Raw genomic sequence first — 19,010 nt, 5'->3', positions numbered from 1 at the left:
GAGAGGCCACCACCACACATGAGCGACAACGGACCGGTGCAGACCAGGTGCCCCGTGCTGAACGTGCGCAGGGTGGACGCCTACTACGCCATCACCGTCGTCGCACCGGGCATCGCCGAACGCTTCCGTTCCGGCCAGTTCGTGTCGGTGGCGGTCGGCGGAGACCACTCCAGCACGCTGCTGCGCCGCCCCTTCGCCATCCACGACGTCAAACCGGACTACGGCGGCACCGTCGAGTTCCTGTTCGCGGTGCGCGGCAGCGGGACCGCCTGGCTGGCCGAGCGAAGATCACGCGACCTGCTCGACGTGGTCGGCCCCCTCGGTCGCCCCTTCCCCCTGCCCCGGGACCCGGTCAACTGCGTGCTCGTGGGCGGGGGCTCGGGCAGCGCGCCCCTGTTCCCGCTCGCCCAGTCGCTGCGCCGGCGGGGCTGCCGGGTGGACTTCGTGCTGGGCGCCGCCTCCGCCGACCGCGTGTTCAGCGCCATCACGGCCCGCCGCATCGCCGAGACCGCCGCCTTCACCACCGACGACGGCTCCTTCGGCACGCGCGGACGGGTCACCGACGTCCTGGGCAAGGTGATCGAGGAGGCCCGCTCCGACGCCGTCTACGCCTGCGGTCCCATGCCGATGCTGCGCGCCGTCACCCAGGTGGCGGGCGGCCACGGCGTCCCCGTCCAGGTCGCCGTCGAGGAGACCATGGCGTGCGGGATCGGAATCTGCATGACCTGCGTGATCCCGGTGGTGGGGGAGGACGGCATCACCCGGATGGTGCGCTCCTGCGTGGACGGCCCGGTCTTCCGGGGCGAGCAGGTGCGCTTCGACGACGTGGGCACCATTCCCTTCGACGCACTGGGCGCACCCGGCTGGAAGGGGACCGGCGCCTCCCTGGCCGCGGAGTCGGCCCGCGACATCGCCTGACACCAACAGAGCCACGACAACCACGGCAGTGCCGCTGGCAGGCCACGAGTGAGCGAAGGCACGTGAACGCAGACCTCAGGACCAGGCTGGGCTCCCTGCGACTCCCGAACCCGGTGGTCACCGCCGCCGGGTGCGCGGGGTCCGGGCGCGAACTGGCGCAGTTCTTCGACATCGGGGAGATCGGCGCCGTCACCACCAAGTCGTTGATGCTGGAGCCGCGCGCGGGACGGCCCGCACCGCGCATGGCCGAGACCCCCAGCGGAATGCTCAGCACCACGGGCATGCAGGGGCCGGGGGTGGACGTGTTCCTCCAACGCGACCTGCCCTGGCTGCTCTCCCGCGGCGGCCGGGCGATCGTGTCCATCGCGGGCTCCAGCGTGGGCGAGTTCGGTGAACTCGCCCGACGGGTCTCGGAGGCGGAGGGGGTCGGCGCCATCGAGGTCAACCTCTCCTGTCCGAACCCGGCCGACCCCGCGGGGCGCCACTTCGCCGACGACGCGGCCCAGGCCGCGACGGTGGTGCAGACGGTGCGCTCGCACGCGCGCTCGGACGTGCCGGTCCTGGCCAAGCTCGCCGCGGACGCGCCCGACGTGGTGGAGCTGGCCGGTGCCTGTGTCGGCGCCCGCGCCGACGGGCTGACCATGATCAACACCCTGCGGGGGATGAGCGTGGACACCCGTACCCTGCGCCCGGCGGTGGCCGGGGGGATGGGCGGGCTGTCCGGCCCGGCGATCCGGCCCCTCGCCGTGGGGTGTGTCTTCCGGGTGCACGAGGCCTTCCCCGAGGTGCCGATCATCGGGGTGGGCGGGGTGCGCACCGGGACCGACGTCCTGGAGTTCATGGCGGCGGGGGCGAGCGCGGTGGCCGTGGGGACGGTGAACTTCTCCGACCCCTCGGCCTGCACGCGGGTGCTCCGGGAATTCACCGAGGCACTGGACGCACGGGGTGTGTCCCGGGTCTCGGAGATCGTGGGAGCCGCCCACCGGGCCGGAGCTGGCGTGTGACGGACTGTGTACAGGTCCGCACCGCGCCGACCTGCCTGAACGGCTTTGAGATGGCTCTGTGTGGCCGTTCGGCTGCGACCGGCTCCATCGTGTGGGTTCGCGGGGAACGCGCGCCTACGGCCTTCTGAGTGGCCGTTACGGGGAAGTGACGTGGAATACGTGCATGAAGCGTCCGATCCGGGGAACCGCACACCTTGATGGTGTGCACATGACAGTGAACGTGCATCGGAAAGTACTTACGTAAGAACAGCCGCAAGTACGGACGTAAGGCACGAACGGATGTTTTCTGGCACCGGCGCCGAACGCCGGTGGCACACGATTGGAGATACCGAATGACCGCGCCCTCCGCGCCCATCGCCGTCGCGATCGACGCCAACGAGATCGAGACGGCGGCCACCTGGGCCTCCGCGGTCGCACCTCACGTGAGCACGGTGAAGGTGGGCCTGGAGCTGTACCTGCGGTACGGCCCCGATGTGGTCAGCGCTGTGCGCGGCGCCAACCGGGTCGGGGTCTTCCTGGACCTGAAGCTCCACGACATCCCCGCCACCGTCGCCGGTGCGGCGCGCAGCGTCGCGGGCCTGCGGCCATCGATCCTGACGGTGCACGCCACCGGGGGAGCGGACATGGTCCGGGCGGCGGTCGAGGCCGCGCCGGGCACCAAGATCGCGGCGGTGACGGTGCTCACCTCCATGAACGAGACGGACCTGGAGCAGGTGGGGCTGCTCGGTCCGGCACGGGACGCGGTGCGGCGCCTGGCGGCGCTCTCGGTGGGCGCGGGTGCGCGCGCACTGGTGTGCTCGCCGCAGGAGGTCGCGCTGGTGCGCTCCGAGGTGGGCCCCGACATCACCCTGATCACCCCGGGCGTGCGCCCGGTTGGCGCGGACAAGGGTGACCAGTCCCGGGTGGCCACCCCGGAGGAGGCGATCGAGGCAGGGGCGGACCTTCTCGTCATCGGTCGACCGATCACCCGTGCCGCGGACCCCGGCGCGGCGGCGGCCGCCATCGCGGCCGCCGTACGCCGCGCCGGGGTCCGTGTCTAAAACCCTCGGGGCGCGGTCGCATGGCCCTGCGCTGGACGGATGCGGTGCGGACGCGGGCAGGGTGGGAGCGAACGGTGCACCTGCCCCATCACTCACGGTTGTGGGTCACAGACGGTCACTAATTTGGTGTGACCGAAACTAGGAAAACATGGCGAAGAGTGACCCGCGTCACCGCTGGGTGACCTGCGCTGGTGGAACGCTTTCCCAGGTCGTCAATCGGGACCAAAGTCCTCATTTTCGTCTCCGACCGCAATGGGCTAGTGACTCTGGGTAGTTAGTTCAATGAAATAGCCCTTGAAAGGGCACTTTACGTTGCCTAACAGGGGTCAGACCTACTAACTTGCGCAGGCGTCCGCCCTCTACAAACGAGTAGAAATCCGAGGTGACCCGGCGTGGCCCTTCCTCCCCTCACACCCGAGCAGCGCAGCGCGGCTCTCGAGAAGGCCGCCAAGGCCAGAAAAGAGCGTGCGGAGGTCAAGAACAAGCTCAAGAACGGCGGCATCTCGCTGTCCGAGGTCCTCTCCAACGGCCTCAAGGACGACGTCATCGGCAAGATGAAGGTTTCGGCTCTGCTGGAATCCCTCCCCGGTGTCGGCAAGGTGCGAGCCAAGCAGATCATGGAGCGGCTCAACATCGCTGAGTCGCGTCGTGTCCGGGGGCTCGGTACCAACCAGCGTGCCGCCCTGGAGAGCGAGTTCGGCGACCTCGCCAAGTAACACCGGTCCGGTGCGCACACCGGCCAGCACCGCGTCCGCAGCGTCCCCCACAGTCGCGCGGAGCCGTCGCAACTGGTGGCGGCAGGCGGTGAGCAGCAACCCGACGCCGCGGTCGGCGGACGGATGGGCCCCAGGTCGCACTCCGTCCGCCGTGCCGCGGCTCGGTGGTATAAAGGGAGCTTCCCGCGACCGTACGCTGCGCCCCCGGGCGTCAGCACGAGCCGCCCGCGGCGCGTGCGTGCCGGACCGCGAGGCCGGTCCCAGGCAGCTCGCGCACGAGGCCCACGGCCCACCGCGTGGCGGAGAGCCGAATGGAAGCCTGATACTCACATGCCTGCGCAGACCGCAGACCAGTCCCGACCGGCCGAGAAGCGGCTGACCGTCCTGTCCGGCCCCTCCGGCGTGGGAAAGAGCACGGTCGTGGCGCACCTGCGCCGGGTCAACCCCGACGTGTGGCTCTCGGTTTCGGTGACCACCCGCAAGCCCCGCCCCGGCGAGCGCGACGGGGTCCAGTACCACTTCGTCACCGACGAGGAGTTCGACCGCCTCGTCGCCGAGAACCAGCTCCTGGAGTGGGCCCAGTTCGCGGGCAACCGCTACGGCACCCCGCGCGGACCCGTCGAGGAGCGCCTGGGCGAGGGAGTCCCCGTCCTGCTCGAGATCGAACTCCAGGGCGCGCGCCAGGTGCGTGAGTCCATGGCCGACGCCCTGCACGTCTTCCTCGCTCCGCCCTCCTGGGAGGAGCTGGTGCGCAGACTGACCGGCCGCGGCACCGAGAGCGACGAGGTGATCCAGCGCAGGCTGGATGTCGCCAAGGTCGAACTGGCCGCGGAGAAGGAATTCGACACAACCCTCGTGAACACGTCCGTACAGGAAGTGTGCGACGAGCTGCTAGCGTTGATGACCGCACCCAAGGTGTGATATTCGGCCGCGCCAGGCTCCCAAGCGCTGGCGGCGGCCTCCGCCTCGGGTCGCCGAGAACCTGGCTTTTCGAGAACACATACATCCAACGTCACGGCTTTCGACGAGCCGGAGACCGTCCCTGGGGGTAACAAAGTGGCTGGTACCGAGCCCGTCGCCGAAGGCATCACCAACCCGCCGATCGACGACCTGCTGGAGTGCGTCGACAGCAAGTACAGCCTGGTCACCATGGCCTCCAAGCGGGCCCGCCAGATCAACGCCTACTACGCCCAGCTGGGCGAGGGCCTGCTGGAGTACGTCGGCCCGCTGGTGGAGACCCAGGTCCAGGAGAAGTCCCTGTCCATCGCCCTGCGCGAGGTCAGGGCTGGCCTGCTCAGCGCCGAGCCGTACGAGGGCAACTAGGACGTCCGGCGCACGCCCGGCGCACCTGGCCGGGGTTCCTCCCGGCGTCACCGACCGCGCCCGTCGCACCCCCCACCCGGGGCGTGTGGCGGGCGCGGCCTGGTAGAACTCCTTGTGTGAGTGACACAGAATCCGTTCCCCAGGTGGTCCTCGGCGTCGGCGGGGGCATCGCCGCCTACAAGGTGTGCGAGCTGCTCCGGCGGCTGACCGAGTCAGGCCACCGCGTCCGGGTCGTGCCCACGGCCGACGCCCTACGCTTCGTCGGTGCGCCCACCTGGGCCGCCCTGTCCGGCCAGCCCGTCGAGACCGGCGTGTGGGACGAGGTCCACGAGGTCCCGCACGTGCGCATCGGCCAGTCGGCCGACCTCGTCTTCGTCGCCCCGGCCACCGCCAACCTCATGGCCAAGGCCGCAGCGGGTCTGGCCGACGACCTGCTGACCAACACCCTCCTCACCGCCCGGTGTCCGGTGGTCTTCGCCCCGGCGATGCACACCGAGATGTGGGAGCACCCCGCCACCCAGGCCAATGTGGCCACGCTGCGCTCGCGCGGAGCCATCGTCCTGGACCCGGCCGTGGGCCGCCTGACCGGTGCCGACACCGGCCGCGGCCGCCTGCCCGACCCCGTCGAACTCTTCGAGGCCGCCCGCCTGGTGCTCCGCCGCGGCGCCGACGCCGAGCCCGACCTCGCCGGTCGACGCGTGGTGATCTCCGCCGGAGGCACCCGAGAGGCCATCGACCCGGTCCGTTTTCTCGGCAACCACTCCTCCGGCCGCCAGGGGTACGCCCTGGCCCGCACCGCTGCCGCCCGCGGTGCCGACGTGACCCTGGTCGCGGCCAACGTCAGCCTGCCCGACCCCGCCGGGGTCCGCCTGGTGCGCGTGGGCTCGGCCGTGGAACTGGCCGAGGCCATGGAGGCCGAACGCGGCGGTGCCGACGCCCTGGTGATGACCGCCGCCGTCGCCGACTTCCGCCCGGTCACCAGCGCCGCCTCCAAGATCAAGAAGTCCGGTGCGGCCCCCGCGCCCATCGAGCTCGTGGAGAACCCGGACATCCTGGCCGGACTGGTCGAGTCGCGGAAGAAGGAGCGGAGCGGGCAGACGATCGTCGGGTTCGCGGCCGAGACCGACGACGTCATCGACAACGGCCGGGCCAAGCTGACCCGCAAGGGCTGCGACCTGCTCGTGGTCAACGAGGTCGGCGCAGGCAAGGCGTTCGGCACCGACGACAACAAGGCGACCGTGCTCGGCGCGGACGGGACGGTCGTGGACATTCCCACAGGTCCCAAGGAGGACCTCGCCGACCGCGTGTGGGACCTGGTGGTCGCACGCCTGCCTGACAGGGCCTCCTGAGGGTTCAGCGGGCCCTCGTTCACCAGGGCTCCAGGAAGCTTCGAGCCCGTCCATGTGAAATCCCCCCATCGCCACGCTGGATTCCTACCGCCGAGTACGACACACTTCCCTCGGGTGCCCTTGTCCAGCTGACTAGGCTGGCCACGGGGCGTCCGCCCCCACCAGTCCCGTTAGAGTGGACCAATAACCAACCGCGTCGGTCGGTATTGCCGCCCCGGCAAGCAGCCGGGGAGCGTGCGACGCCGCACCGACACATGTCAGCCAGCAGCCGCTGCAAGGAGTCACGCAACGTGTCCCGCCGCCTTTTCACCTCCGAGTCGGTCACCGAAGGCCATCCCGACAAGATGGCCGACCAGATCAGTGACGCGATCCTCGACGCGATGCTCGCCACCGATCCCGGCAGCCGGGTCGCGGTCGAGACGCTGATCACCACTGGTCAGGTCCACATCGCGGGTGAGGTCACCACCCAGACCTACGTCGACATCCCCGCCATCGTGCGCGAGAAGATCCTCCAGATCGGATACGACTCCTCCGCCAAGGGCTTCGACGGTGACTCCTGCGGGGTCAACGTCTCCATCGACGCGCAGTCCCCGGACATCGCCCAGGGGGTCGACACCGCCTACGAGGCGCGTGTCGAGCACGAGGACGACGCCCTCAACCGGCAGGGCGCCGGCGACCAGGGCCTGATGTTCGGCTACGCCAACCGCGAGACGCCCGAGCTCATGCCGCTGCCGATCAAGCTGGCGCACTCGCTCTCCGAGCGCCTGGCCGAGGTCCGCCGCGGTGGTACGGTGCCCTACCTGCGTCCCGACGGCAAGACCCAGGTCACGGTCGAGTACGAGGGCCAGACCCCGGTCCGTCTTGACACCGTGGTGCTCTCCACCCAGCACTCCGCGGACATCAACCTCGAGGAGATGCTGACCCCGGACATCCGGGAGCACGTCATCGAGCCCGTGATCGCCGCCTACGGCCTGGAGTCGGACGACTACCGCCTCCTGGTCAACCCGACCGGCCGCTTCGAGATCGGCGGCCCGATGGGTGACGCCGGTCTGACCGGCCGCAAGATCATCGTCGACACCTACGGCGGCTACGCCCGCCACGGCGGCGGCGCCTTCTCCGGCAAGGACCCGTCGAAGGTCGACCGCTCCGCTGCCTACGCCACCCGTTGGGTCGCGAAGAACATCGTGGCGGCCGAGCTGGCCGAGCGCGCCGAGGTCCAGGTGGCCTACGCGATCGGCAAGGCGCACCCGGTGGGTGTGTTCATCGAGACCTTCGGCACCGAGAAGGTGGCCCCGGAGCTGATCGAGAAGGCCGTCAAGGAGGTCTTCGACCTGCGTCCGGCCGCCATCGTGCGCGACCTGGACCTGCTGCGCCCGATCTACTCCAAGACCGCCGCCTACGGCCACTTCGGCCGTGAGCTGCCGGAGTTCACCTGGGAGAGCACGGAGCGCGCCGCGGCGCTGCGCTCGTTCGTGGGCGCCTAGGCGCCACGCCCCCTTCCACCCGTCGAGGACGGGCGGCCGATACGGCCGCCCGTCCTCGGTGTGTTCGGGACTCCCCGCACGCCTTACGCCCCATTTGACTACTCTGTGTTATTAATTGTGCGCAGAAAGTCATTAGATGTGCCGCCATGCGGAGGGGGAGCACCATGGCCGTGTCAGCGGCGGTGTCGGCGTTCGGGCTGGCTGCGTTGATCGCACTGCCCGGTCAACCGCTCTCGACGGAGGAGGGGCCGGTGCTCGGGGCCGGGAGCCTGCACGTCACGGTCGAGGAGGAGCAGTCCGAGGAGCGGCTGCGCCCCGGGGATCGGGTGGAGTACACCGTCAAGGTGCGCAACGCCGGTTACGAGGCGCTGCCCGACGCTCAGGTCGTACAGTTCCTGCCGCCCTCGATGCGCTACGTCTCCGGAGCCCCGGAAGGGGTTCAGGGGGGCGTGGCGGAGTGGGCGCAGCCCTTGGAGCCGGGGGAGCGCGCCGTCCTCACCGTGGTCGGCGAGATCACCAGGGTGCCCGAGGGCGCCGGGCAGCCGGTCTCCACCGTGTGCCTGCGCCCCGAGTCCGGCGCGGCCCTCGCCTCCTGCACCTCCTCCGTCCACGAGGTCCAGCGCGTCCTGCCCTTCGTCTGGGTGGCGGCGGGTCTGTTCATCGTGCTGTCGGCGGCGGTCGCCGTGGGCGGCTACCTGCGCTACCGGAGCACACGCAGGCCGCGTCCGGAGCCGCCGGCGCCGAGCAGCCACAGCCCGGGTTCGGTGCCCAACATCCGCACCTTCCCGGGTCGGGCGCCCGTCTGCCAGCTGGATTCCCGCCGGTAGGCGCGAAGATCGCACGGGTCGTACCCCCAGGGGAGCGGCCCGTTTCATATGTCGGAGATGGCAAGGGTTTGCCCGAGTCTTTCCACATGGGCCCGGTGTCGCAATGTGACTTTCTGTAGTCGCGAGCGCACCATCTGCTTATGGATTACTGCTCTGAATACGCGCCCAAGGCGCCCAAGTCCACCGTCAGCGCCCGCAGTCTGATCCGGATGGCGGCTGTCTCCGCCAGCGCCGCGATCGTCGCTCCGTTCCTTTGGGGGATGACCCCCGCTCTGGCCGATGACACCCAGCGTGCGGACCAGGCGGTCGAGTCGGTCGTCGCGCCGTCCGCTCCCACCGCTCCCACCGCTCCCGCGGCTCCGGTGGTCGTCGAACTCCCCGATGTGGTCGCCAATACCCTGCCTGACCAGGTCCCCGCTGAGGTCAGGGCCCAGGTCGAGGCCCCGGCCGCGGTCCCCGCCGGAGAGGGCGGGGACTCGCAGAAGGGCGGGGAATACTACCCGCCCGGGAAGCCCGGGAAGCCTGGTGAGGACGGCAAGGACGGGAAGGACGGCAAGGACGGCAAGGACGGGAAGGACGGGAAGGACGGGAAGGACGGCAAGGACGGGAAGGACGGCAAGGACGGGAAGGACGGCAAGGACGGGAAGGACGGCAAGGACGGGAAGGACGGCAAGGACGGGAAGGACGGCAAGGACGGGAAGGACGGCAAGGACGGGAAGGACGGCAAGGACGGGAAGGACGGCAAGGACGGCAAGGACGGCAAGGACGGGAAGGACGGGAAGGACGGCAAGGACGGGAAGGACGGGAAGGACGGCAAGGACGGCAAGGACGGCAAGGACGGCAAGGACGGCAAGGACGGCAAGGACGGCAAGGACGGCAAGGACGGGAAGGACGGCAAGGACGGGAAGGACGGCAAGGACGGGAAGGACGGCAAGAAGGGGAAGGACCACAAGCACAAGGACAAGGACCACAAGCACGAGGGCCCGGTCCTCGCGCAGACCGGCGCTTCGGTCGCCATCCCGGCTGTCGGCGGTGCCCTCGCCGCTCTGACCGGTATCGGCGCCATGGTGCTCGGCCGCCGTCGCGCCTCCTCGGAGCAGGACGACAACAACTAGCGCACCCGGTCACCCCGGCCTGAACGCGCGAACGGGCCGCACCCCGCGAGGGGTGCGGCCCGTCAGTGTCTTCTCTTCGGGCGCGAGCCTCAGCTCATCTCGCCCAGAGCCTTCTCCGCCTCGGCCAGCCAGGAGCGGCGGGCCTCCAGGGCGGCCTCGTGCTCCTTGATCCGTCGGGTGTCGTTGTTGGCCCGGGCCTTCTCCAACTTGGTCTCCAGCCCCGAGATCGCCGCAGACAGCTGGTCGACGGTGTCCTTGGCCCGGGCCCGTGCCTCGGGGTTCGTGCGCTCCCACTCGGCGTCCTCGGCCCGGCGCACGCTGTCCTCGATCTGCCGGAAGGCGCCCTCCAGCTGGTCGCGCACGTCTCGGGGCAGGTCCCCGGCCTCCTCCCAGGCCTCCTGGAAGTCACGCAGGCGGGCGCGGGCGCGGCGCGGGTCGGTGATCCCGGGGATCTCCGCCTTGGCCTCGGCCAGGATCCGCTCCTTGGCCTCCGCATTCACCTGAAGCTCCGCGTCACGCTCTGCGAAGGTCGCGTTGCGGGCGTCGAAGAAGGTGTCCTGGGCGGCCTTGAACCGGGTCCACAGCTTGTCCTCGCTGGCCCGGTCGGCCCGGCCGCTGGCCTTCCAGCGCTGCATCAGGTCGCGGTAGGCGCGGGCCGTGGGTCCCCAGTCGGTGGAGCCCGACAGGGCCTCGGCCTCGGCGACGATGCGCTCCTTGTCGGCGCGCACGCCCTCCCGCTGCTGGTCCAGGTTGGCGAAGTAGGCCTTGCGCCGCTTGGAGAAGGAGTTGCGGGCCGCGGACATGCGCTTCCACAGGGCCTGTTCGGTGGGGCGGTCGGCCCGAGGGGCCTTCTTCCACTCCTCGATGAGCTGGAGCATCCGCTCGCCGCCGGACTTCCAGTGCGTGGTCTCGGCCGCGACGCGCTCCGCCTCGGCGACGATCCGCTCCTTGGCCTCGCGGGCCTGGCCGCGGGCCTCCTCCTGTGCCTGCTTCTGCTCGACCTTGCGCTCCTCGGCGCGGCCGGACAGCTGGTCCAGGCGGCGGATCAGCGACTCCAGGTCACCGACAGCGTTCGCGTCCTTGACGGAGTCGCGCAGCTTGTCGATGCTGGTCATCGCGGCGGAGGCGGACAGGTCCGTGCTGCGCAGCCGCTTCTCCAGCAGCTCCACCTGGGTCACGAGCGCGTCGTACTTGTTCCGGTAGAAGGCCAGCGCCTCTTCCGGAGCACCCGCCTGCCACGATCCGACGACCCGTTCGCCTTCACCTGTGCGCACATAGACCGTGCCGTCATCGTCTACGCGGCCCCAAGGGTCCGTGGTCACCGTGTCCTCCTGCTGTCATGAACCCGACCGGTCGGGGTCGGGTTCGGGTCGTCGCGGCGGTACCGCGCCTGTTCGTGATGGGAACCACCGTGCACCAGCACGATATCCATACGTTTCGGCGGACAACGACGCGCCGTGTTTCAGATCAACGCAGACCGGGGTTTCTGCTGCCGGTCGTCCTGCCGCCGGTCGGGCTCGTCTCCCGCTCCGCGAAGGAGCGCAGGTGAAGGCCTCGGTATACCCGGCGACGATGACCAATATTGCATTACCACGCGCTTTGGCAAAGAGCCCGGGCGCACCCGGTGATCGAATGGTGATCAAATGCGTTCGCCTGCCGAACCCGCCGGTTGGCCCGCTCGGAAGCGGCTGGGTAGGCTCTGGGCGCAGGGATAACCGCTCCGGCCGTGGCCGGAGGCGTTCCAGCACCCTCACCGCCAGCAGAACCACCAGGACTTAGGACGACAACCGCCGTGCTCATCGCCGCGCTTCCCACCGGGCCCCTCTCCGCGAACTGTTACGTGATCGCACCGGCCCCGGGCGGGGAGTGCGTCATCGTCGACCCCGGCCAGGACGCCGCCCCGCAGGTGGCCAAGGCCCTGGCCGAGCACGGGCTCACCCCCGTCGCGGTCCTGCTCACCCACGGGCACTTCGACCACGTCTGGTCGGCCGCCGAGCTCGGCGGCCACCACGACGTTCCGGTGTACCTGCACGGCGCGGACCGCGGCCTGCTCACCGAGCCCGCCGCGGGGGTCGACGCCGGTTTCGCCGCCCAGCTCCAGATGCTTCTGGGCCCGGGCCCCTACCCCGAGCCCGCCCGGCTGACGCAGCTGGCGGGCGGGGAGTCGCTCGCCCTGGCCGGGATGGAGTTCGCGGTCGAGCACACCCCCGGCCACACCCCGGGTTCGGTCGTCTACGTCACGCACACCGGGGACGGGGTGCCGGTGATGTTCTCCGGGGACCTGGTCTTCGCCGGGTCCATCGGCCGCACGGATTTCCCCGGCGGTGACGGTGAGGCGATGAACACCAGCCTCGCCGAGGCCGTCCTGGCGCGCGGCGACGACACCCAGATCCTGCCGGGCCACGGGCCGGCCACGACGGTGGAGCGCGAGCGCGCCACCAACCCGTACCTGCGCGGCATCGCCGGATGACCACGGGCTGACCACCGGCCCCACCCGCGTCCGGAGCCTGACCGTCCTCGGGCTGACCACCGGGCCTCCCGATTCAACCGGGGACCGGGCGGTGCCGTTGGCGGTAGGATTCCAGTGTTCAAGGGGCAATGCCATGCCTGCAGCCGGGCCCGGTCTCGGGCTCCCCGGCATCCTCACCCAGCCGTGTAGTTAGTGGACTTGGTAACTCATGCATCGTTACAGGACTCATTCGTGTGGTCAGCTCCGTGAGGAGCACGTCGGGCAGCAGGTGCGCCTCTCTGGCTGGGTGCACAACCGCCGGGATCTCGGTGGCCTGCTCTTCGTCGACCTGCGCGACCACTACGGCGTCACGCAGCTCATGGCCCGCCCCGAGTCCCCGGTGTTCGAGGAGCTCAGCAGGATCTCCAAGGAGTCGGTGATTCAGGTCACCGGTCTGGTCGCCGCACGCAGCTCGGAGAACGTCAACCCGAACCTGCCCACCGGTGAGATCGAGATCGAGGCCGCCGAGGTGGAGGTGCTCGGTACCACCGAGGAGCTGCCGCTGACGGTCTTCCCCGAGGACAACACCTCCGAGGAGCGCCGCCTCACCTACCGCTTCCTGGACCTGCGCCGCGAGCGCATGCACCGCAACGTCATGCTGCGCTCGCAGGTGGTGGCCTACATCCGCCAGAAGATGACGGAGCTGGGCTTCAACGAGTTCCAGACCCCCATCCTCACCAGCTCCAGCCCCGAGGGGGCCCGCGACTTCCTGGTCCCCTCCCGTCTGCACCCGGGTGAGTTCTTCGCCCTGCCGCAGGCACCGCAGCAGTTCAAGCAGCTGCTGATGATCGCCGGGTTCGACCGCTACTTCCAGATCGCGCCCTGCTTCCGCGACGAGGACAGCCGCGCCGACCGCTCGCCCGGCGAGTTCTACCAGCTCGACGTCGAGATGAGCTTCGTCGAGCAGGAGGACGTCTTCGAGGTCATCGAGAAGGTCATGACCGACGTCTTCCGCGAGTTCTCCACGGACTGGGAGATCACCTCCCCGTTCCCGCGGATCGCCTACCGCGACGCCCTGCAGTGGTACGGGACCGACAAACCCGACCTGCGCGCGCCGATGAAGATGGTCGATGTCTCCGAGCTCTTCGGCAAGACCGACTTCCGAGCCTTCGCGGGCAAGAAGGTCCGTGCCCTGGCCGTCCCGCAGGTCGGCGACAAGCCCCGCAAGTTCTTCGACGGCATCGGTGACTACGCCGTCGAACAGGGCGCCAAGGGCCTGGCCTGGCTGAAGGTCGGCCCGAATGGTGAACTCACCGGTCCCATCGCCAAGTTCGTCACCGAGATCACCGACGAGCTCCTCCAGACCCTGGGCGCGGGCCCCGGCTACGGCCTGTTCTTCTGCGCCAGCGAGGACGAGGCCGAGATCAACAAGATCATGGCCCCCGTCCGCGTCGAGGCCGCCAAGCGCGCCGACCTCTTCGAGGACAAGGTCTACCGCTTCTGCTGGATCGTGGACTTCCCGATGTTCGAGCGCTCCGACGAGGGCCACGTCGAGTTCAGCCACAACCCGTTCTCCATGCCCCAGGGCGGGATGGACGCCCTGGAGAACCAGGACCCGCTGGACATCCTCGCCTGGCAGTACGACATCGTTTGCAACGGTACGGAGCTGTCCTCCGGCGCGATCCGTAACCACTCGCCCGAGATCATGTACAAGGCCTTCGACATCGCGGGCTACGACAAGGACGCGGTCGAGGCGGAGTTCGGCGGCATGCTCAAGGCGCTGAAGTTCGGCGCCCCGCCGCACGGCGGCATCGCCCCCGGCATCGACCGGATCGTGATGCTCCTGGCGGACGAGCCCAACATCCGCGAGACCATCGCCTTCCCGCTCAACCAGAACGCGCAGGACCTGATGATGGGCGCCCCCGCGGTCGTCTCGGACCAGCAGCTGCGCGACGTGCACATCCGCACGGTGATCCCCGAGGACAAGAAGAAGTAACCGGGCAGCCCCGGAACGCACCGCGAGGCGCCGGTCATCGGATCCGTCCGATGACCGGCGCCTGGTTTCTACCGCCTGGACTTCCGCTCCGACCCCTTGCTAACCTGGGCCCGTGCCGTACGTCATGTACCTCTAGAGCGAGCCGAGGCACCCGTCCACAGCTGTGTGGCCACGGGTGCCAGACGCATGTCCTGACCCCTTATGCGGGTCACATCGTCAGCTCGTGTCGGAGGAACGTTGACCGCCCTCAAACTCAGATCAGCGCTGCCCGCCGGAGATCGCGCCCAGCTCACCGCGACCGGCCTCCACATCGCCCGAGGCGGACGCACCGTGCTGTCCGGCGTGGACATGACCGTCACCCCCCGCTCCCGGTGGGGCGTGGTCGGTGAGAACGGCCGCGGCAAGTCCACCCTGCTGCACATCCTGACCGGGGCACTCGAACCCGACTCCGGAACCGTCCAGCGCGTCGGCACGCTCGGCGTCGCCGAACAGGAGGTGGAGTCCGCCGGCGGCCGTACCGTCGGGGACCTGATCGACCTCGAACTCGCCGACGCCCGCGCAGCCCTGGCCGCTCTCGACGCCGGCGCCGAGGGGCTCTCCACCGGGGACCCGGAGGCCACCGAACGCTACGCCGAGGCGCTGGACACCGCGCAGGTGCTGGATGCCTGGGACGCCGACCGTCGGGTCGACCTCGCCCTGGAGAACCTGGACGCGGTCACCGACCGGTCGCGCCCGCTGGCCGAACTGTCGGTCGGGCAGCGCTACCGGGTCAGACTCGCCTGCCTGCTCGGTGCCTCGCACGACTTCCTCCTCCTGGACGAGCCCACCAACCACCTGGACGCCGCCGGGCTCGACTTCCTCACCCAGCAGCTGCGCGGCCACGTCGGCGGCGTGGTGCTGATCAGCCACGACCGCGCCCTGCTCTCGGACGTGGCCACGACCATGCTCGACCTGGACCCGAGCCGGGACGGCCGCCCCCGTGTGTACGGCGGGGGCTTCGCGGGCTACCAGGAGGGCAGGCGCGCCGAGCGGGAACGCTGGGCACAGGAGTACGAACAGCAGCGGGCCGAGTACACCCGCCTCACCCAGGACCTGTCCCAAGCACAGAACCGTCTGGTCAGCGGTTGGCGTCCGGACAAGGGCACCGGCAAGCACCAGCGGGCGACTCGTGCGCCCGGGCTGGTCCGCGCCGTGCACCGCCGCCGGGACGACCTGGAGGCGCACGCGGTCACCATGCCGCCTCCCCCGATGCGGTTTCGGATGCCGGAGCTGCCCACGCGGCCCGGGGTGACCCTGCTGCGAGCGGAGGAGGTCACCGTCCGCGGAAGGCTGGACCGGCCGGTCACGCTCGCCCTTGAGTCGGGTGGACGGCTGGTGGTCACCGGCCCCAACGGGGCGGGCAAGTCGACCCTGCTGTCGGTGCTCGCCGGACGGGTCGAACCGACCGGGGGAGCGGTACGCACCGCGCGTACCGCCCGGGTGCGGCTGCTGACCCAGGAGTCGCCGAGCGCCGGGGCCGAGCGCGCCCACGACGTGTTCGCCGCCCATATCGGGCGACTGGTCAGCCAGGGCGTGCTGGGGCAGAGCGAGACGGTCTCGCTGAGCTCCCTCGGGCTGCTCGCCGCGGCGGACCTCCGAAAGCCGCTGCGTGATCTGTCCATGGGCCAGCAGCGCAGGCTCGACCTGGCGCTGGCGCTGGCGTCGCGCCCGCACGTGCTGCTGCTCGACGAGCCGACCAACCACCTGTCCATCGCGTTGGTGGACGAGCTCACCGAGGGCCTCGGCGCGACGGGCGCGGCGGTGGTGCTGGCCACCCACGACCGTCAGCTCCGGCGGGACGTCGGTTCCTGGGAACAGCTCGGCCTCGGGCTGATCGAACCGGCGCCCGAACCGGTGGTCGAACCGGCCGGCTAGCGACCTGCGGGGGCGCCGCGCGGAGCAATGCGCGGCGCCCGTTGTCCGTCCGTTTGCCTGTGCGTCAAGGGCGGGAAGGCAGAGGTCAGGGTTTGGTGGCTCCGCACCGCTGGCAGCAGATGTCCTCGTCCTCGGGGTTGCTGTGGGTGCAGAGCCGGCAGGTCCACTCGCACGCGGTGCCGTGGAGGAGCGATCCTGTCGCGGTTCGGGCGCGTTCAGGGTGCATGGTGAGTCCTCGGGGTGTTTGACGAGTTCTCGACTGACCAGTTCGGTGCCCGTAAAGTCCCTGCTTTGAACGTGCCACATTCGGCCAGAAAGTGAAAATAGGTGATAAACAGGCCAAAGACCCCGTCCGTAAAGGGGAAGAAGACGACACGCGGATGCGGGCGGGCCCGTCATCCCCTACCGTTGGGGGCGAATCACCCTCCCGCGCCGAGAGTCGCACGTGTCCTGGAGTGAACACAGTGCATCTACGGGGCCCATTCCCATCGGGGGCGAAGTGGGGGCGGAGTGCATTTCTGGGCTGCCGAGTCACACGGGCGTAACGATTCACGCCCTGTGGTCGGTAGGGTACGGCCCCGGAGCGGAACTAGCCGTTACCCCATCACGTTGACGGACCATGAGGGATCCGTGTTCGACGAGGTGGCGCAGCCGACGGAGGACGGGTGCCGAGGCATCCGGTCCGGTTTCCTGCCCGGGCCGGTCCAGACGTCGGACATTACAATGAGCCGAATCGGTACGTTCCAGGGGTGACCGCGCCTGACGCGGGTGTGACGTCCGAGCCGACATGAGGATGAGTCATACGTGAACGGAAAACGCGCTTCAGGCGATGGCTCCGAGGGCGCTCTCGCGGAGGCGTTCCGTCATGCGCCCGAGCCCATGGCGGTCACGGGGGCCGACGGCGCGATCCAACACGCCAACCACGCGTTCACCGAACTGTTCGGCCGCGGTGCCGCTGAGCTCACCGACCGGCCCTGGTTCGGACTCCTGGACCCGTCCGACACCGAACACGGTTCCCGGGCCCACCACGATGTGCTCGCCGGGAAGTGGAACCGCCGCTTCCGCCTGCGCTTGGCCGTCAGCGACAAGTCCTCCCGGCTCTCCGAGGTCGAGCTGCGGCCCTTCCCGGCCGACGGCGAGGGCGCCGCCCTTGCCCGTGGTTCCTCCGGGCCCGCCGTGATCGTGCTCTTCCACGTGCTGTCCACGGAAGAAGCCGATCTGCGCGTGGTCGGTGACCTGCGCACCGACAACTCCGACTCCGTCCTGTGGAGCCTGGACCTGAGCAGCGGGCGTCTGCGCGAGCTCTTCGGCCCCACTCCGCTGGGCGCGCTCCTGGCCGGGAACGACCGAGAACTCGAGCGCATCCTCGAACGCATCCACCCCGACGACACCGCCCGCGTACGCGACGCCATGGCGGCCTCCTTCGCGGGGCGGGACTACGAACAGCGCTTTCGTATCTTCGACCGCCTAGGCGACGAACGCTCCCTGCACGTGCGCGCCAGGTACGTGCCCGGCCAGCCCGACCGTCTCGTCGGGATCATCGACGACGTCACCGAGCACGTCCAGCTGGTGCGCAGGCTCGCCGACCGCCGCCGCACCGAGGCCGAGCACGGCCGGCTGGTCACCGAACTCTCCGCCAAACTGGTCTCCGCCACCACCGTCGACAAGGTGATGGACCTGCTCAGCGAGGAGTTCCTGCCGATCTTCGGCGGTACCGGCGCCGCGGCCCTCTACGTCGAGGACGGCCTGCTGCGCACCTCGCCCAGCACCCGTGAACGCGGCAACGTCTCGCAGATAGACGGCCGCCGGGCCGACGACACCGACTACCCGATGGGCGCGGTGATCCAGGACCGCCAACCCCGGTTCTTCGAGAGCCGCGCCGAGATCGTCAGCCGATTCCCCGCCGCCGTCGAACTCATGCGCTCGGTCCGCGGCCAGGCCTGGGCCACCGTGCCGATCTTCGGCGACGGCAAGGTCGCCCTCGGCGTGTGGCAGATGATCTGGGACCGCCCCCACCACGCCAGCCGCGACGAACGCGCCCTCATGCTGACCTTCGCGGGGCTGGCCGGGCAGGCGCTGCAGCGGATCAAGGCCCAGCAGGCCGAGCTGGAGCTGGCCGACGCCGTGCAGCGCCGCATGCTGCCCCGTCAGGTGGCGAGCTTTCCCGACATGGACATCGCCACCAAGTACCTGCCCTCCCGCGCGGAGTGGCGGATCTGCGGCGACTTCTACGACGTCATCGAGCTGCCCGACAACAAGGTGGGACTGCTCGTCGGCGACGTGCAGGGCCACGGCGTGGAGGCGGCCGCCGCCATGGGCCAGATCCGGGTGGCCTTCCGCGCCTACGCCACCAACCAGTCCGACCCCGGAGTGGTCCTGGGCGAGACCAACCGGTTGCTCACCGAGACCGGCGAGATCGTCTTCGCCACCTGCGGTTACCTCGTGGTGGACCGGGGAAGCGGCGTCATGCAGGCAGCCTGGGCGGGCCAGCCTCCTGCGGTGCTCGCCGCCAAGGGCGCATACGAACTGTGGTCCCCCGAGACCGGCCCGCCCCTGGGCGTGCTCGCCGACACCGAGTACACCGTCACCACTCGGGTCCTGGCCCCGGGTACCGCGCTTCTGCTGTGCTCCGACGGGCTCGTGGAGAGCTCGGAGGTCGACATGCAGGACGGGCTGGCCCAGGTCGGGGAGGCGCTCGCCGAGCACGGGGAGAACCCCAAGGCCGCCGCCCAGGTCCTGGCCGAGATGGCCCCTGCGGGCCGGGGCGACGACATCGCCCTGCTGGTCACCCGGATGATCCCCCGCGCGGCGCCGCCGCCCGAGCAGGCGGAGAGCCCGGAGAACCTGTCCGTCCCCACCACCTGAGCGCTCGGGA

At 70.0% G+C, this 19,010-nt stretch carries 16 protein-coding genes; 14 read left to right on the top strand and 2 right to left on the bottom strand.

The features are described 5' to 3' along the window. Nucleotides 1-18: 18 nt before the first annotated feature. The 10 genes from HNR07_RS13820 to HNR07_RS13775 all read left to right on the top strand — a co-directional run bounded on the left by HNR07_RS13820 (nt 19) and on the right by HNR07_RS13775 (nt 9,776). Nucleotides 19-918 (top strand): dihydroorotate dehydrogenase electron transfer subunit, encoded by a 900-nt coding sequence (locus tag HNR07_RS13820; protein WP_184365339.1) that lies wholly within the window; start codon nt 19-21, stop codon nt 916-918. Nucleotides 919-980: 62 nt separating this feature from the next. Continuing rightward, nucleotides 981-1,922 (top strand): dihydroorotate dehydrogenase, encoded by a 942-nt coding sequence (locus HNR07_RS13815; protein ID WP_184365338.1) that lies wholly within the window; start codon nt 981-983, stop codon nt 1,920-1,922. Nucleotides 1,923-2,254: 332 nt separating this feature from the next. Then, entirely contained in the window at nt 2,255-2,962 is a 708-nt protein-coding gene (gene pyrF, locus HNR07_RS13810; RefSeq protein ID WP_184365337.1) for an orotidine-5'-phosphate decarboxylase, read from the top strand. Nucleotides 2,963-3,354: 392 nt separating this feature from the next. Next, entirely contained in the window at nt 3,355-3,678 is a 324-nt protein-coding gene (gene mihF / locus HNR07_RS13805) for an integration host factor, actinobacterial type (protein ID WP_017581736.1), read from the top strand. A 330-nt stretch (nt 3,679-4,008) separates the two neighbouring features. Continuing rightward, nucleotides 4,009-4,599: a guanylate kinase gene (gmk, locus tag HNR07_RS13800; protein ID WP_184365336.1), complete on the top strand. Its 591-nt coding sequence runs from the start codon at nt 4,009-4,011 to the stop codon at nt 4,597-4,599. Between the two features lie 135 nt (nt 4,600-4,734). Then, on the top strand, nt 4,735-5,001 hold the full coding sequence (rpoZ, locus tag HNR07_RS13795) for a DNA-directed RNA polymerase subunit omega (RefSeq protein WP_017581738.1): 267 nt from the start codon (nt 4,735-4,737) through the stop codon (nt 4,999-5,001). Between the two features lie 143 nt (nt 5,002-5,144). Then, nucleotides 5,145-6,350 carry a bifunctional phosphopantothenoylcysteine decarboxylase/phosphopantothenate--cysteine ligase CoaBC gene (coaBC, locus tag HNR07_RS13790; protein ID WP_184372000.1) on the top strand — a complete coding sequence of 402 codons (1,206 nt, stop codon included), beginning with the start codon at nt 5,145-5,147 and terminating at the stop codon, nt 6,348-6,350. A 290-nt stretch (nt 6,351-6,640) separates the two neighbouring features. Then, a complete protein-coding gene (metK, locus tag HNR07_RS13785; protein ID WP_026116706.1) occupies nt 6,641-7,834 on the top strand; it encodes a methionine adenosyltransferase in 1,194 nt (397 codons plus the stop codon). Between the two features lie 164 nt (nt 7,835-7,998). Next, entirely contained in the window at nt 7,999-8,661 is a 663-nt protein-coding gene (locus tag HNR07_RS13780) for a DUF11 domain-containing protein (RefSeq protein WP_184365335.1), read from the top strand. A gap of 140 nt (nt 8,662-8,801) precedes the next feature. Next, nucleotides 8,802-9,776 carry a hypothetical protein gene (locus HNR07_RS13775; RefSeq protein WP_221318804.1) on the top strand — a complete coding sequence of 325 codons (975 nt, stop codon included), beginning with the start codon at nt 8,802-8,804 and terminating at the stop codon, nt 9,774-9,776. Nucleotides 9,777-9,865: 89 nt separating this feature from the next. Here HNR07_RS13775 and HNR07_RS13770 read toward each other — a convergent pair whose 3' ends face one another. Continuing rightward, nucleotides 9,866-11,098: a DUF349 domain-containing protein gene (locus HNR07_RS13770; RefSeq protein WP_184365334.1), complete on the bottom strand. Its 1,233-nt coding sequence runs from the start codon at nt 11,096-11,098 to the stop codon at nt 9,866-9,868. A gap of 470 nt (nt 11,099-11,568) precedes the next feature. Between HNR07_RS13770 and HNR07_RS13765 the strand changes: the two genes are divergently transcribed. From HNR07_RS13765 to HNR07_RS13755, 3 genes are all read left to right on the top strand, one after another. After that, nucleotides 11,569-12,246, top strand: coding sequence for an MBL fold metallo-hydrolase (locus HNR07_RS13765; protein ID WP_184365333.1), 678 nt, complete (start codon nt 11,569-11,571; stop codon nt 12,244-12,246). A gap of 208 nt (nt 12,247-12,454) precedes the next feature. Beyond that, nucleotides 12,455-14,221, top strand: coding sequence for an aspartate--tRNA ligase (gene aspS / locus HNR07_RS13760; protein ID WP_184365332.1), 1,767 nt, complete (start codon nt 12,455-12,457; stop codon nt 14,219-14,221). 237 nt (nt 14,222-14,458) lie between these two features. Continuing rightward, complete coding sequence (locus HNR07_RS13755) at nt 14,459-16,135, top strand: ABC-F family ATP-binding cassette domain-containing protein (RefSeq protein ID WP_184365331.1); 1,677 nt, start codon at nt 14,459-14,461, stop codon at nt 16,133-16,135. A gap of 85 nt (nt 16,136-16,220) precedes the next feature. On the opposite strand, the gene HNR07_RS13750 is transcribed toward HNR07_RS13755, so the two are convergent. Further along, nucleotides 16,221-16,361 (bottom strand): hypothetical protein, encoded by a 141-nt coding sequence (locus tag HNR07_RS13750; protein ID WP_184365330.1) that lies wholly within the window; start codon nt 16,359-16,361, stop codon nt 16,221-16,223. Nucleotides 16,362-16,939: 578 nt separating this feature from the next. Between HNR07_RS13750 and HNR07_RS13745 the strand changes: the two genes are divergently transcribed. Beyond that, nucleotides 16,940-19,000, top strand: coding sequence for a SpoIIE family protein phosphatase (locus tag HNR07_RS13745; RefSeq protein ID WP_184365329.1), 2,061 nt, complete (start codon nt 16,940-16,942; stop codon nt 18,998-19,000). Nucleotides 19,001-19,010 lie beyond the last annotated feature (10 nt).

It is taken from the genome of Nocardiopsis metallicus, assembly GCF_014201115.1.
In the GTDB taxonomy this organism is placed as follows: domain Bacteria; phylum Actinomycetota; class Actinomycetes; order Streptosporangiales; family Streptosporangiaceae; genus Nocardiopsis; species Nocardiopsis metallicus.
The sequence above is the reverse complement of the archived record's forward strand: the minus strand, read 5'-3'. Positions and strand labels throughout refer to the sequence as shown.

What these genes read in the sequence shown, in the direction of transcription:
- HNR07_RS13820 (WP_184365339.1), top strand. Translation starts at nt 19, where the DNA reads ATGAGCGACAACGGACCGGTGCAGACCAGGTGCCCCGTGCTGAACGTG.
- pyrF (WP_184365337.1), top strand. Translation starts at nt 2,255, where the DNA reads ATGACCGCGCCCTCCGCGCCCATCGCCGTCGCGATCGACGCCAACGAG.
- gmk (WP_184365336.1), top strand. Translation starts at nt 4,009, where the DNA reads ATGCCTGCGCAGACCGCAGACCAGTCCCGACCGGCCGAGAAGCGGCTG.
- HNR07_RS13780 (WP_184365335.1), top strand. Translation starts at nt 7,999, where the DNA reads ATGGCCGTGTCAGCGGCGGTGTCGGCGTTCGGGCTGGCTGCGTTGATC.
- HNR07_RS13775 (WP_221318804.1), top strand. Translation starts at nt 8,802, where the DNA reads ATGGATTACTGCTCTGAATACGCGCCCAAGGCGCCCAAGTCCACCGTC.
- aspS (WP_184365332.1), top strand. Translation starts at nt 12,455, where the DNA reads ATGCATCGTTACAGGACTCATTCGTGTGGTCAGCTCCGTGAGGAGCAC.
- HNR07_RS13750 (WP_184365330.1), bottom strand. Translation starts at nt 16,361, where the DNA reads ATGCACCCTGAACGCGCCCGAACCGCGACAGGATCGCTCCTCCACGGC.